14 protein-coding genes are annotated in these 14458 nt (G+C 35.2%); all 14 read right to left on the reverse strand.

The window, feature by feature from the left end; genetic code table 11:
• Positions 1 to 90 precede the first annotated feature (90 nt).
• On the reverse strand, positions 91 to 1098 hold the full coding sequence (locus tag DER71_RS03895) for a BMP family ABC transporter substrate-binding protein (protein WP_114457054.1): 1008 nt from the start codon (positions 1096 to 1098) through the stop codon (positions 91 to 93).
• Positions 1099 to 1184: 86 nt separating this feature from the next.
• On the reverse strand, positions 1185 to 2069 hold the full coding sequence (gene nikC, locus DER71_RS03900; RefSeq protein WP_114457055.1) for a nickel transporter permease: 885 nt from the start codon (positions 2067 to 2069) through the stop codon (positions 1185 to 1187).
• Between the two features lie 16 nt (positions 2070 to 2085).
• Positions 2086 to 3090, reverse strand: a complete 1005-nt coding sequence (locus tag DER71_RS03905) for an ABC transporter permease (protein ID WP_114457056.1) — start codon at positions 3088 to 3090, stop codon at positions 2086 to 2088.
• Positions 3091 to 3152: 62 nt separating this feature from the next.
• Entirely contained in the window at positions 3153 to 4721 is a 1569-nt protein-coding gene (locus tag DER71_RS03910; RefSeq protein ID WP_114457057.1) for an ABC transporter substrate-binding protein, read from the reverse strand.
• Between the two features lie 171 nt (positions 4722 to 4892).
• On the reverse strand, positions 4893 to 5930 hold the full coding sequence (locus DER71_RS03915) for a low specificity L-threonine aldolase (protein ID WP_114457058.1): 1038 nt from the start codon (positions 5928 to 5930) through the stop codon (positions 4893 to 4895).
• A 191-nt stretch (positions 5931 to 6121) separates the two neighbouring features.
• Complete coding sequence (locus DER71_RS03920) at positions 6122 to 6445, reverse strand: AzlD domain-containing protein (RefSeq protein ID WP_114457059.1); 324 nt, start codon at positions 6443 to 6445, stop codon at positions 6122 to 6124.
• On the reverse strand, positions 6432 to 7181 hold the full coding sequence (locus DER71_RS03925) for an AzlC family ABC transporter permease (RefSeq protein WP_233487369.1): 750 nt from the start codon (positions 7179 to 7181) through the stop codon (positions 6432 to 6434). The genes DER71_RS03920 and DER71_RS03925 overlap by 14 nt, the downstream gene beginning before the upstream one ends.
• Complete coding sequence (locus tag DER71_RS03930) at positions 7153 to 8184, reverse strand: ABC transporter permease (RefSeq protein WP_114457060.1); 1032 nt, start codon at positions 8182 to 8184, stop codon at positions 7153 to 7155. Before DER71_RS03930 ends, DER71_RS03925 begins: the two co-directional genes overlap by 29 nt.
• Before the next feature lie 30 nt (positions 8185 to 8214).
• Positions 8215 to 9153 (reverse strand): ABC transporter permease, encoded by a 939-nt coding sequence (locus DER71_RS03935; protein WP_114457061.1) that lies wholly within the window; start codon positions 9151 to 9153, stop codon positions 8215 to 8217.
• A gap of 144 nt (positions 9154 to 9297) precedes the next feature.
• Positions 9298 to 10836: an ABC transporter substrate-binding protein gene (locus tag DER71_RS03940; RefSeq protein ID WP_114457062.1), complete on the reverse strand. Its 1539-nt coding sequence runs from the start codon at positions 10834 to 10836 to the stop codon at positions 9298 to 9300.
• Positions 10837 to 10851: 15 nt separating this feature from the next.
• Entirely contained in the window at positions 10852 to 11625 is a 774-nt protein-coding gene (locus DER71_RS03945) for a gamma-glutamyl-gamma-aminobutyrate hydrolase family protein (RefSeq protein ID WP_114457063.1), read from the reverse strand.
• Positions 11626 to 11728: 103 nt separating this feature from the next.
• Positions 11729 to 12046, reverse strand: a complete 318-nt coding sequence (locus tag DER71_RS03950; protein WP_158531685.1) for an XdhC family protein — start codon at positions 12044 to 12046, stop codon at positions 11729 to 11731.
• Positions 12039 to 12818, reverse strand: coding sequence for an XdhC family protein (locus DER71_RS03955; protein ID WP_158531789.1), 780 nt, complete (start codon positions 12816 to 12818; stop codon positions 12039 to 12041). Before DER71_RS03955 ends, DER71_RS03950 begins: the two co-directional genes overlap by 8 nt.
• 143 nt (positions 12819 to 12961) lie before the next feature.
• Positions 12962 to 14389 carry an alpha-amylase gene (locus DER71_RS03960; protein ID WP_114474333.1) on the reverse strand — a complete coding sequence of 476 codons (1428 nt, stop codon included), beginning with the start codon at positions 14387 to 14389 and terminating at the stop codon, positions 12962 to 12964.
• Positions 14390 to 14458 lie beyond the last annotated feature (69 nt).

Raw genomic sequence — 14458 nt, forward strand, 5'->3', positions numbered from 1 at the left:
GTTAAATTTATAAAAGAAGAGAGGGTTTATCCCTCTCCTTAACCTTTTCTCTGTTTAAATAAATTTCAGCAGTTAAGCTAAATTATATATTTACTGATATCTCTCAATAACAATTTCTCCTGCAGATACTTTTTCATTAATAGACTTTATCCTCTCAATCTGTTCTGCAGATAGAATATCCTCAGTATATTTGTCTATTGCCAGTCCAACTCCACCTTCTTTTAATCCATATTCCAGAACTTCACCCTGTTCAAACTCATCATTAACAATAGTTTCGAAAACAGAGTAAATAGCATCTCCAACATTTTTTAAATCAGATGTAACCACATGGCCTGGCTGAATTCCATTTTGATTTGAGTCAACACCTATTGCATATTTTCCATTTTCAGCTGCCGCTTCCAGTACTCCACTTCCAGTTAAAGAAGCAATCTGGAACACAATATCTGCTCCTTGAGAATACAGCTGATTAGCAGCCTGTTTACCTTTAACAGGATCTGTCCATGTGCCTGCATACACCGTTTTAACCTCTATTTCCTCATCAATATAGTGAGCTCCCTGCTCATATCCAAAAATAAATGAATTTACAACCGGATCTTCATCACCACCAACAGCGCCAATTATTTTTTCTTCATTTACTCCTTCTAATGAAGTATCTTTTGTTACAATTCCAGCAGTAACTCCTGCCATAAATGCACCTTCTTCTTCAATAAAATCAATACTGGTAATTGTATTTTTATCATTTTGAACAACTGTATCAATATTAACAAAAATTTTATTCGGATATCTATCTGCATACTGTTTCAATAGATCTTCAAATCCATAAGAAATGATAAAAATTACATCTGCATTCCACTGTACTGCTGACTGAAGTGACTGCTGATATTTTGCTGTGTCAAAATTACATTCAATTGTAGTGGTCTTGATCCCATACTCTTCTTCAATTCTGTCAATACCTCTCTGCCCAGAATCATAAAAAGACTGATCACCAAGTCCACCGTTGATAATATAAGCTACTCTCTGTGGAGTAACTGCTCCTGCAGAAAACGCCAGCAAAAATATCAAACCAACAGTTAAAAATAAAATGAATCCCTTTTTCATGAACCTAACCCCTCCTTTTTTATTTTCATAATCCTAAACTTTTCTGACTTACAATCTTCAATTGCAATATCTGCATCATCTTAAATCTATTTATGCAGTCGAGGATCCAGTGCATCTCTTAATCCATCACCAACTAAATTAAATCCAAGTACCAGCAGTGCAATTGCTACCCCCGGAAAAGTTGCAATCCAGGGTGCATTACGCAGAAAATCCTGCCCATTACTCAGCATTGCACCCCATTCTGGTGTTGGAGGCTGGGCACCCAGACCGAGGAAACTTAATCCTGCTGCATTAATTATTGCACGACCTATACTTAGTGTAGTCTGAATAATAATAGGAGCCATTGAATTTAAAAGTACATGTTTTAAGATAATTCGGCTGTCATTTGCACCTAACGCTCTTGCTGCAATTACATATTCTTTCTTTTTAATAGAAAGAACAGAACTGCGAACTATGCGAGCATATTGAGGTACATATACAATCCCAATAGCAATCATAGCATTATATATACCCGGCCCCAAAATAGACATTATTACCAGGGCCAGCAGTATGTACGGAAAAGAAAGCATCAAATCCATAATCCGCATAATCCCCATATCTATCCAGCCGCCATAATAACCGGCAATAAGTCCCAAAGCAACACCAACAATTAAAGCTATAAACACAGCAATAAATCCAATCTGAAGTGATATCCTGGCCCCATAAATAATGCGGCTGAAAATATCTCTTCCAAATTCATCAGTTCCTAAAAAGTGCTCAGATGAAGGTGCGCGAAATGATTTGATAAAATTCTGATTAAATGGATCATATGGTGCAATATAGGGAGCCAGTACAGCAATTAAAGTAAAAACTATAATTATTATTATTCCTGCAATTGCAGTTTTATTTTTACGGAGTCTTTTAAAAGAAATACTCCATAAACTTTCACTTTTTACTTCATTTTCTTCTGGATTTTTTTCCAAATTATTCAAATTTCACACCTCCATTTTAAGAATAATGTATGCGTGGATCCAGATAGGAATATAATAAATCCACTATTAAATTAATAAATACAAAAAATGTTGCAATAAAGAGCACTGCTCCCTGTATTACCGGAAAATCTCGCCCTAAAATACCATTAATCAGCAGCCGGCCAACACCGGCTCTGGCAAAAACAGTTTCTGTTAAAACTGCACCACCAAGAAAACTTCCAAACTGAAGGCCGATAATTGTCACCACAGGAATAAGTGAATTTTTCAGAACATGTTTTGTAATTACAATTTTTTCTGGTAAACCTTTTGCACGAGCAGTTCGTATATAATCCTGATTCAAAACCTCTAATGTGGTAGATCTTGTCATTCTTGCAATCATAGCCACCGGTATTGTTGCAAGTGTAAGTGCCGGCAGAATAAGATGTGATATAGTGCTTTTAAAAGCTGCCCAATTACTTGTAATTATACTATCTATAATATAAAAATTAGTTATTACATTAAGATCTGCCATTCTGGATATTCGTCCTGAAATAGGCAGCCAGCCCAGCCTCGAAGCAAAAATCAGCATCAGCATCATCCCAACCCAGAAAACTGGCATAGAAATACCCAGCAGAGCTGCAACCATAGTGACATTATCTATTAAGGAGTACTGTTTTATGGCAGATATTATTCCGGCTATAACACCAATAACGCTGGCAACAATCATACTCAGTATTGTTAATTCAATTGTTGCTGGAAAAGAAGTCCCGATTTCATTAATAACCGGATTTCTATTTCTAATAGATCTTCCTAAATCTCCTTTTAGCAGATTAGATAAAAACTTAAAATACTGTACATGTAGAGGTTTGTCAAGTCCCAGTTCTGTTCTCAATCTGGCAGCATCTTCTGCTGTTCCTTTATCTCCAAGCATAATCTGCACAGGGTCACCTGGTATTAAATGAATCATAAAAAAAACTACAATTGAAATTGCCAGTAATAATGGAATTAAAAATAGTAGTCTTCTAAGAATATAATTTAGCATATTTATTCACCTCAAAGCATTTTAAAGGGGCGGTGAAATACCACCCCTGATTACTGTTTGTATTATTGATCCAGCCATACTTTATGGAAATATTTGTTGTTAGTTGGATATAAAACATAATTTTTTACATTACTTCTTATCGGAATCTGCATTTTCATATGATTTAAGAATACAAATGGGGCATCATCAACAATAATACCCTGTACCTCTTTATATATTCTTTCTCTCTTATCTTCATCAGTAATCTGCTGTGCCTGTTTTAATAATTTATCTACTTTTGGATTGCTATAAAAAGCCCGGTTTGTTGAACCCTGATTGGCAGAGTTAAAAAATACATTTAAGAAGTTATCCGGGTCACCATTGTCAGCAATCCAGCCAAAAAATGCAGCTGTATGTTTACCTGCTTTACCTTCTTCTATATAGGTACCCCATTCCAGCTGTTCTATATTTGCCTTAATTCCTACTTCACTTAGATACTGCTGTACAGCTGTAGCAAGTCTTGATCCAACTGGATTATAGGCTCTTGGTGCCGAATAGGTGCGGAGAGTAAATTCAAAACCATCACCATATCCTGCTCCTTTCAGCAGAGTCTTTGCTTTTTCTGGATTATATGGATAACCTTCAAGGCTGTCATCATAGGCCCAGATTGTTGGCGGTAGAGGTCCTTTTGCAGGTGTAGCCTGACCACCCATCAGATACTTACATATTTCCTCTTTGTTTATTGCATAGTTCATAGCTTTTCTGACCATTTTATTATCAAATGGTTTTTTTTCATTATGAAGAGCTATATAACCAATATTAAGGCCTGGGGCTTCCAGCAGATCCAGATTGTCATTTTCTATTACCCTCTCAACATCGGTAGGATTTAAACCTTCCATAACATGAATATTACCCTCTTCAAGTTCAAGTAAACGTGTCTGGTTATTTGGAATTACCGTAAAGATCAGTTCATCCAGATAAGGACGTCCATCCCAGTAATCTTCATTTGCTTCCAGAGTAATATGGTCATCTCTTACCCATTCCACAAACTTAAATGGTCCGGTTCCTACAGGGTGCTTAAAGATATCCTCACCGTATTTTTTTACTGCTTCTGGACTGGCTATCATAGTAGCAAACATGGCCAGATTTTTTAGAAATGGCGCATATGGATTTTCCAGAGTGAATTTAACAGTATATTCGTCCACTGCTTCCACTTTCTCAATCATTCCAAGTGAAAATCCAGCATATGGATAAGCACCTTCCAGATAATATGGATGGTCTGAATTAAGCTGTCTTTCAATATCAAATACTACAGCCTCTGCATTAAACGGAGTTCCATCATGAAATTTTACCCCTTTGCGTAAATGGAAAACATACTCTAAACCATCATCAGATACTTCCCAGTCAGTAGCCAGGGCAGGTTCGATTTCTGTAGTGCCGGGCTTAAAGCGGACCAGGCCATCAAAAACATTGACTATTACATCTGCAGAGTTACCTAAAGTTGTCATATGTGGATCCAGTGCATCGGCATCTGCTCCCTGTGCATATATAAGAGTACCTCCATATTCAGGATCCCCGTCTTGAGCCAGTACTAAACCTGCAGTTCCTAAAACCAATGTCACAACCAATAAAACTGTTAAAAATCTTCTCAAAATTATCCCTCCTCTTATTTTGTATCAAATATACCTACTATTAAGTACACTCTTCTTAAAAAATCCTAATAATATACATAACCTAATAATATACATAATTAGGGAGCTATATTATATTATATTCTTTATAAAAGACTTAAATCCTGCCTGCACAATATTATTGTTTGAATATTAAGCAAACATTTGTGAAGCAGTTTTTTCTATAGTTTTAACTGCATATCTGATCTGATCCCTATCAACATCAAGATGTGTTACTGCCCTCAGCAGTCCCTCCATCCTGCTCACCCTGACACCTTCTTCTAAAAGTCGATCTGCAAACTCATCTGCTCTACCATCTGCCACAGAAAATAATACAATATTTGTATCTACACCTTCCAGATCAATATCAAGACCGGGTTGTTCCTTAATGGTTTCTGCAAGCATTCTGGCATGTTCATGATCTTCTGCAAGTCTTTCTATATTATTTTCGAGAGCATAAATTCCACCTGCAGCTATAATTCCTGCCTGCCTCATTGCTCCACCCAGGCGCTGTTTCCAGAATCTTGCTTTTTCAATAAATTCTGCTGAACCTGCCAGAACAGAGCCAACCGGGGCTCCAAGGCCTTTACTCAGATCAATCCATATTGAATCAAAATACTGTCCATAATCAGCCGGATCAACTCCTGCAGCTACTGCAGCATTAAGCATCCGGGCTCCATCCATATGCATTTTTATACCGTGTTGTGCTGCCACTTCAGCAATCTCTTTAATTCTCTCTAAAGGCCAGATTCTGCCTCCACCAAGATTAGTTGTCTGCTCAATAGAAACAACACTAGTCTGAGGGCTGTGATAATCGTTATCTCTAATGGCACCTTCAAAATCTTCTGCAGTAAATATTCCACCTTCTCCGTCCAGCATTTTTATAGATGCTCCGGCAATAACTGCCGCAGCACCACTTTCAAAATGAATAGGATGTGCAGTTTTGTGCATCACAATCTCGTCACCTTTCTGACAGTGTACTGCATAAGAAATCTGATTTGCCATCAAACCAGAAGGCAGATAAACTGCATCATCTTTATCCAGTATTTCTGCAACCATTCTGCAGAGTCTATTTACACTTGGATCTTCTCCTAACTGCTCATCTCCTACTTCTGCTTCAGCCATAAATTTACGCATTTCTCTTGAAGGTCTTGTACCTGTATCACTAAAAAGATCAACTTTCAATTCCATTTTCTCTCACTCCTTGTATTGTGTTATTTTATAATTTAAAATTGATTAAAATTAATTTTCCCCTTAAATGTGAACCTCTCCACCTGAAGCAAAAATAAGATTTAGATGGAGTTTCCTTGGCTGTTTTAGATAAATTAAAGAAATTTTTTAATATACTTTTTTATATAATTATAGAGTTAATAGACAGCAGATTATATTAAACTTTGAAAAAATAAATAAGAAAAAAATCCACCTATAACTGTTAAAAAAATATTTTTCGTTTTTACGGCAATAAAAATTGTCGGAAAAAAGGCCAGCAGAGAAATATTTTTAACAGATAAAAATAATTCTCCATCCTTAAGTAAAATACCTGGAGCCAGCAGTGCTGAAAGTACAGCTACAGGTATATAGCTTAGCCAGCGCACAATTCCTGAAGAAAGGTCCCTACGGCTGAGAAGAATAAGAGGCAAAAAACGCGGCAAATATGTAACAAAAACCATCCCAGCTATTAATATAAAGTAATTATTCTCCTCCATCCATATACACCCCCAGCAGAGCAGCTAATCCAGCTGCCAGGATTATATTCCAGCTTCCACCAATACCAACAGCAAAAAATAGTGAAAGTACTGCTGCGGTAAATGCTACAAAAAGATCTTTTCTGCCCGATATCTGAATTAAAAGCAGTACTATAAACATTGCCGGCAAAACAAAATCTAGTGCTCCTCCAGATTTAAAATTTATAAATTCACTTAAAAAAGCACCAAATGCTGAACTAAATACCCAGCCCAGGTAAGAAAATATTCCCAGAGCCAGATAATATTCCTTTTTGTGGTCAACATTATCAAATTCTGCCATGGCAACAGCAAATGCTTCATCCGTTATAAAAAAGCCAAGTATCGGATACCAAAAAGAAGGTAAATTTTTCAGATGAAGACTCAAAGAAGCTGATAGCAGAACATGGCGCAAATTGACCAGAAAAGTCATTGCAACTATTGCCAGAATTGCTGCATTTGATGCAATCATTTCGAGAGCAACAAGCTGAGATGAGCCAGCAAATACAAAAACCGACATAAATACAGCATATACAGGCTTAATTCCCTTGTTTACTGCAAGTATTCCATATGCAGTACCAATCGGCAAATATCCCAGTATTATCGGAAGAGCACTTTTTATACCAAATTTGAAGTCTTTAATTCTACTTTCTCGGCTGCTTTCAAACATCAAATTATCATCCTTTTCTTTTTTAATCAAGCTGTCTGGGATCAAGCGCATCTCTCAGAGCATCCCCCAGCAGGTTAAAACTTAACACTGTAATAATAATTGCCAGACCTGGAAAAATAGACATCCAGGGTGCTGAAGTTAAAAATTCCTGTCCCCGATTTAACATTGTTCCCCAGCTTGGAGTAGGCGGCTGTATCCCAAGCCCAAGAAAACTCAAACCTGCCACAACTAATATAGAGATACCTATCCTGAGAGTTCCCAGTACAATTAGTGAAGAAATTGAATTGGGAAGAATATGTTTATATAGAATTCTTATATCAGAACTCCCAAGTGCTTTAGCAGCAGCAATATATTCTTTTTCTTTTATCTGAAGAACAATCGACCTGGTCAGTCGAGAAAAATTAATCAGACCGGTTACACCAACTGCTATAATTAAGTTTAACATCCCTTTGCCAAGTGCCGCAATAATAGCCAGAGCCAGCAAAATAAAGGGAATAGAATTCCATATTTCTACTAATCTCATAATTATCATATCTGTTTTCCCACCATAATAACCTGCTAGAAGTCCAAGTGTAATACCAAGTAGCGCATTTAAAAAAACTGCTGAAAAACCTATTCCTAAAGCTATTCTGGTTCCATAAAGCACCCGCGAAAATATATCTCTACCAAAATCATCAGTGCCAAACCAGTGGGCAGCAGATGGTGGAGAATAGTTCATATTGCTGTAATCAATCTCAAGAGGAGAATATGGTGCAATAAATGGAGCCATAAATGCTGCATAAAAAATACATAACAGCATCACTGCAGCAATCTTTCCACCCAGATTTTTATTAAATTCCTTCCAGGTTTTTTGAAAAAGATCATTCTCTTTTACTGAGGAGAATAGGTCTGATTTAAATATTATTAACATCAGCAGTAATATAACAAATACTGAAAATAAAGTAGCTGCTTTTAGCTCAAGACTGTTCCAAATCTTATTTTTGACTATCCAGTTCTGATAGTTTATATACAGCTGTATAATTAAAAAAATAGAAGATATAACTTTCTTTTTCATTCTCACACCTCAATTCCTTAATCTACCTGTCTAATTATATGTTATTTTGGGATTTATAAATCCATAAAGAAGATCAACCAGTAAATTTACTAAAACATATATAAAAGATAGTATTAAAATCGAACCAAATACAAGCGGCTGATCTCTAAATTCGACTGCTTTTACTGCTAGTCTTCCCACTCCAGGCCATGCAAAAACAGATTCGATCAAAATAGCTCCTCCAAACATCATGGCAAGCTGGTTCCCTATATTTGTTATAATTGGAATCAGAGCATTTCTAAAAGCATGTTTTAAAATTACTGTTTTCTCTTTTACCCCTTTAGATCGAGCTGTGACCAGATAGTCTTCTTTCATTATATCAAGCATCGCTGAACGAGTTAAGCGGCTGGTGCTGGCTATCATAACAGTACTTAAGGCAAAAGCCGGCAGTATAAGATGCGATATACCCTCTGCTGTCCAGAATGGACCTCCATAACCTGAGGATGGAAAAATTTTAAAATATACAGAAAATAAATAAATGAATATAATACCAGTAAAAAAGGCAGGCACAGAAATTCCTATTGTTGCAATAAACATACTTATTAAGTCAAACACAGAATTTTTCTTTACTGCGGCAATAACTCCTGTCGGGATTGCAATAATTACAGCAATTATAAGTGAAAGTGTGCCCAGCTCAATTGTTGCATAAAGTCTATTACCTATAATATTAATCACCTGATCTTTATAATAAATCGATTCTAATTCACCATTCAAAAAATTCTTGAGCATTAAAAAATACCTTATATGAAATGGTTCATTAAAACCAAATTTCGCATTTAATGCTTTAACCGCTTCAGGTGTAATATTTGTTCCCAGCATTATAGACGCTGGATCACCCGGAACAAGCTGCATAATTCCAAATAAAATTAAAGAAACTCCAATCAAAACTGGAATTATCCAGAGTAATCTTTTAATAATATATGCAAACAATAAATTCACCTCTTTCTAAAAAGAGTATGCAAGCAGACTTTTCTGCTTGCATACCATAATCTAAATTTTTAGTAATAACTAAAGTTATTTAGAATTCATCTTTATTTTAGAAGACCATATTTTAATCTTCAAAATATGATCATTTTATTTTTTATAAACATTTGCAGTTGGAGTAACAAGAGGAATTAATAGAGAGTTTCCTGGCTCCAGTTCCATAACATTATCCTTCATTACATAAATCTGATTAGAATGTGCAAATGGATAAAATACAATATCTTTAGTTAAAACCTTTCTCAGTACATTTACATAAAGTTCTGCTCTTTTTTCCTGATCAGAAACAACTCTTGCCTCTTCCAGCCACTGATCTACCTCTTCATCTTCATAAAAAGCTCTGTTTAGAGAACCATCAGATTTAAAGAATCTATATAACCAGTAATCAGGATCGGGATCAGAAACAAATCTCAAGAAGAACATTCCGATTTCACCCCGGCCCAGCATATCCCACATTGTGCCAAATTCCATAGCATTAACTTCTGCAGTTAAACCCGCCTGGTTTAATGCAGTTACCATTGCTTCTGCTGTCTTAACCTGAGAAGGCCGGCTATTGGAAACATATATTTCGGCAGTAAAATCTTTAGGGATAACTCCATTTTCTTTTAGTTCAGCAAATTTCTTTCTGGCTGCTGCGGGATTAAATTTAACTGTATTTTCTTTTAAGTATTCTCTATCATCTGGCCATAAAGTTGGTGGCAGCATAGAATAAGCATTTTGACCCAACATTCCAAATATTTGTGGAACCATTTCTTTAAATGGTACTGCCTGTATAACAGCCTTTCTAAATTCCAGATTATTATATGGAGCTATATCAAAGTTAAAACCCATAAAGTTTATTCCGGCACCTGGTGCTGACTTAACTTTAAAGTTCTCATTATCAGCAAAGGACTGCAGTTGTCCAACATCAAGGTTAACAGCAAAGTCTATTCCTCCACTGCGGAGTTCCATAGCTTGAGTGGAAGATTCTGCTATAGGCCTGATAATAACAGTCTTTAATTTAGGAACCTTATTCCAGTGATCTTCAAAAGCTGATAACTCTATTTCATTTCCAACTTCCCAGTTTTCCAGTTTAAAAGGGCCAGCTCCGATCGGATTTCTCGAAAGAACATCTTCTCCATTTTCTTTTACATAATCTTCTGGAACAATGCCAAATGTCATTGCCAGTATAAAAGGAGAATATGGTTTTTTTAACTTAAATTTAATCTTATAATCATTTAAAACTTCTATGCTTTCTATACTTTCTATCTTGGCTCTTAAACCAGAACCTGCTTCAGGATCAAGAATCCTTTCATATGTGAATTTAACGTCATCTGCTGTTAATTCACTTCCATCATGAAATTTTACACCTTTACTGATTGTAAATGTGTATTCTGTTCCATCTTCGCTAATAGTCCATTCTTTTGCTATACCAGGAACTATTTTATTTTTTTCTCCATATTCCACAAGTCCATCAAAAATAAGTGAGGCAACTCTCTCATTAACAGATATTGTAGTAAACCCGGGATCAAGATTGCTTACTTCATCTTCAATTCCCATAACAAAAGTTTCTTTATCCTGGGCCTGTACAGAACCCAACAGAGAAATAGTCAAAATTGAAGTTAAAATCAAAATAAATAGTGTTCTCTTCATAATTTTTCCTCCTCTTTATTTCTTATTTTTATTACTATCAGCAAAGTTAATAAAATCTTCAAATATTCTGAGCTGCAGCGAATCACGAGCAGACATCATCTCAGGATGCCACTGTACACCAAAAAGGTAAGGATAGTTTTGATCTTCCACAGCTTCCACAATACCATCAGGAGCAACTGCATTAACAGTAAGACCTTTTCCTACTTTTTCTATTGCCTGGTGATGATAACTATTAACAGCAATTTTTTCCTCTTTTTCTATTATTTTTGCCAATCTTGTGTTTTTCCTGATTTCAATAGAATGTGTCTTATAATATTTGGGAACCATCAAGGCCATATGTGGTATCTCACTATCAACATTATTTCCACATACATCAACTTTAAGTCTTCCACCATAATATATATTTATTAATTGAAATCCGCGACAGATTCCCAAAATAGGTTTTTTCAATTTTTTTGCTATTTCTAAAATTTTAAGTTCCCATCTATCTCTTTCTGGGTAAATCTGGCCCAGATTTTTTTGCGGATAAGAATTGTATAAAGCCGGATCAATATCACTCCCACCAGGAAGAATTATTCCATCAAATCCACTGATAAGTTCCTCAATATATTCTTCATCACTCTCTTTTGCTGCAATATAGGGAAGAATAAAAGGATAACCACCTGCTGCAGTTACAGAATCAGAATAATCCTGAGTTAAAAGACTAAAGTCTACTCCACCTAATCTGTACTGTTCACTCATCTTTTCTGTCGGCATCTTAAATGATGCAATCAGAATTTTAGGTCCCATTTTCACCCTCCAACTGTTCTAAAATTTTGTTAATTATATCAGAAAATTTGTTTAAAGTCAAAACTAACATATATCTGACATCACTGCCAGATAGTCTAAAACGTTAAATTAATTGAATAAAAATTTCAACATTACCCCCACAGACCCAGCCTATTTCTGCGGCTTCTTTTCTTGTTAAAGAAATCTCTACCTTGCTGGATTTTCTGCAGTCTTCCGAAAAAAGCTGAAGTGCTTTATCTATAATAATTTTTTCGTCTTTCCCTCCACCTATTGTTGAAAATGTTTTTCCATCAGAAAAAATCAGCATTTCATTACCTACATTTCTTGGTGAAGAGCTTTTGGAATCTATTACAAAAGCTCTGGCTATTTTATTTTTATCATCTTTTACTTCTAATATCTTTTCTACAATTGATTTACGCACTCTTATCCCTCCTGACAGAAATTAGTTCAGCAGCAATTGCTACAGCTATTTCCTCCGGTGTTTCACTATTAATTTTTAAGCCAATAGGAGAATGTACTCTGGACAACTCCTTATCAGAAACCTTATCCTTTTCTCTCAATTTTGTGTAAACTTCATTTATTTTTTTGGAACTTCCTATCATACCAATGTATTTTACATCTTCTCTGATTAATTCTTTTAAAACTTCATAATCAAACTGATGACCCCTTGTTACTATTACTATATAATCATTTTGTCTGGCCTTAAAGTTTTCGAAGTAATCTTTATAAGGCAGACAGATTAAACTATCAGCACTGGGAAAATTATCATAATTTAAAAACTCCTCCCGGTCATCAATTACAGTAATCTCAAAATCCATCAAACTTGATATTTTTACAAGTGGTGATGCGATATGACCAGCACCAAAAACCAAAAGCCTCGGATTGTCTAACACAGGTTCTATAAATAGTTCTATCTTATTATCTTTATTAAGCTCAATGCTTTTTAATTCAGCTTCTTTTGTGTTAGTTAAATTCAAAATCTCCCTTTTCATCTCTTCTTCCAAAATATATTTTCTAATCTCTTTTTCCATTTTCTCAGATGAATATTCAATTCCACCATCTTCATCAACCATCATCATCTCACCAATTAAATTTTCATCTATTTCGCTGGATTCAAGATCAGTTAATACCGCAGTTATTACTTTATTAGAACTATTAAACTGCTCAGAAATTTTTCTAAAAAAGTTTTTCAACCTTATCACTCTCCCCATATATATAGTTGTAGTTGCGTCAAATTTTATAAATTAGCGTTATGTGTAACCTCATATAACCCTGATATTATATTAGAAAATAATATATTGGAAAATTTTGATAAAAAAAAGCGCTAAACATTATTTTACCCCTTTGGAACCCAGATGGAATAACCTTCTCCTGCACTCCCTTTAACCATAAATTCTCCACTGCCATTTTCATCAGTTTTAACTGTATCTTTAATATTTCCACTAAAATCATAATATTCTGTACTGGCTTTAGCAGAATTAATTATTTTCCTTATTATTTCTCCACTATCATGTTGAGTTATCATCATAATAAGACCACTTCCGGGATGTTCTTTATCACCTGTCCTTATATAAGAATAGGTGTTTTCATCATTTGAATCACTTTCTAATCCATCTCCATAGGCAAATTTCTTTCGGGCTTCAATTATCTTGTCCAGCTTATCTTTCATTCCTCTGTTATAATAATCTTTCCAGAAAATAACTGGAATACCCTCTCTGCGCATTAAAATATATGTATATGCCTGATATTTCCTGCTGCTAATTGAGCTTGTTCCATATTCATTATCAGCATCTCTATCTGTATCATGATTGTCCACAAAGGTAACTGCATAAGAACTATAATCATCTGTATTGACAAGACCTCTGTCACCAAACCAGCGCATATCTAAATTTCCATGCATCATTTCCACAAAAGCCTGCCTTAATGGAAAATCAAAAACATGAAGCTTTTTATTGTCAATTTTAGTTATATAATTTTTTAAAGATTCAGTATCATTTACCCATGACTCCCCAATAAAAAAAAGTTCTTTATTAGAAGCTTCATCAGTTTCATTTATAAAGTTCGCTAAAAATTTATCATCAACATGTTTGCTTGCATCAAATCTAAAACCATCAAATCCAATTTCATTAATAATCCAGATTCCCCAGTTGATTATGTCTTCTCTTACAGCCTGGTTTTCATAATCCAGGTCTGCACCCATAAGGTAATCATCTTCAAAAGAATTGTCCCAGTTTTTATGTTTAAAAAGAAATTCTCCTTCTTCATCACTTCTTTCATTCCAATCCACACCATCAAAATTGGTCCAGTCAAGGCGCAGACTGCTGTATTTACCCTTTCTGCCGGGAAAATTAAACTTTGTCCAGACCTCTGCTTTTTTTCCATCTTTTAAAATAACACTTTCTTTTTCGTCAGCACCCATACGGTGATTTAATACTGCATCATAAAGAGTTCTAATACCATTATCATGCAATTTTTTTAAGGCATTTTCCAGTTCTTCCTTTTTCCCATATTTTGTTCTGATATTACCTTTTTGTTCAAATTCTCCTAAATCCCAGAGGTCATATGTTCCATAACCTACATCCAGTGCTCCGGCAGCTCCTTTGTTAGCAGGTGGAAACCATAAAAAATCAAAACCCGTTTCTTTAAATTCTGCTGCTCGGTCTGCAAGCAGATTCCACAGCCCTGATTCTTCGGGAAATTCATCTGCATATCTGCCTGTATTCATTTCCCAGTAAAATGCCTGCATTATTATTGGATTTTCCATACTGATCCCTCAACTTTTCTATTTCATTATTTTTAGCCTGTTGTGCAAAACTATTAAACAATATGAACC

It is taken from the genome of Halanaerobium sp. DL-01 (genome assembly GCF_003338615.1).
Classification (GTDB): domain Bacteria; phylum Bacillota; class Halanaerobiia; order Halanaerobiales; family Halanaerobiaceae; genus QPJE01.

Coding starts and splice junctions, on each gene's coding strand:
- DER71_RS03895 (WP_114457054.1), bottom strand. CDS start 1,098: ATGAAAAAGGGATTCATTTTATTTTTAACTGTTGGTTTGATATTTTTG.
- DER71_RS03905 (WP_114457056.1), bottom strand. CDS start 3,090: ATGCTAAATTATATTCTTAGAAGACTACTATTTTTAATTCCATTATTA.
- DER71_RS03915 (WP_114457058.1), bottom strand. CDS start 5,930: ATGGAATTGAAAGTTGATCTTTTTAGTGATACAGGTACAAGACCTTCA.
- DER71_RS03920 (WP_114457059.1), bottom strand. CDS start 6,445: ATGGAGGAGAATAATTACTTTATATTAATAGCTGGGATGGTTTTTGTT.
- DER71_RS03925 (WP_233487369.1), bottom strand. CDS start 7,181: ATGCGCTTGATCCCAGACAGCTTGATTAAAAAAGAAAAGGATGATAAT.
- DER71_RS03930 (WP_114457060.1), bottom strand. CDS start 8,184: ATGAAAAAGAAAGTTATATCTTCTATTTTTTTAATTATACAGCTGTAT.
- DER71_RS03940 (WP_114457062.1), bottom strand. CDS start 10,836: ATGAAGAGAACACTATTTATTTTGATTTTAACTTCAATTTTGACTATT.
- DER71_RS03945 (WP_114457063.1), bottom strand. CDS start 11,625: ATGGGACCTAAAATTCTGATTGCATCATTTAAGATGCCGACAGAAAAG.
- DER71_RS03960 (WP_114474333.1), bottom strand. CDS start 14,389: ATGGAAAATCCAATAATAATGCAGGCATTTTACTGGGAAATGAATACA.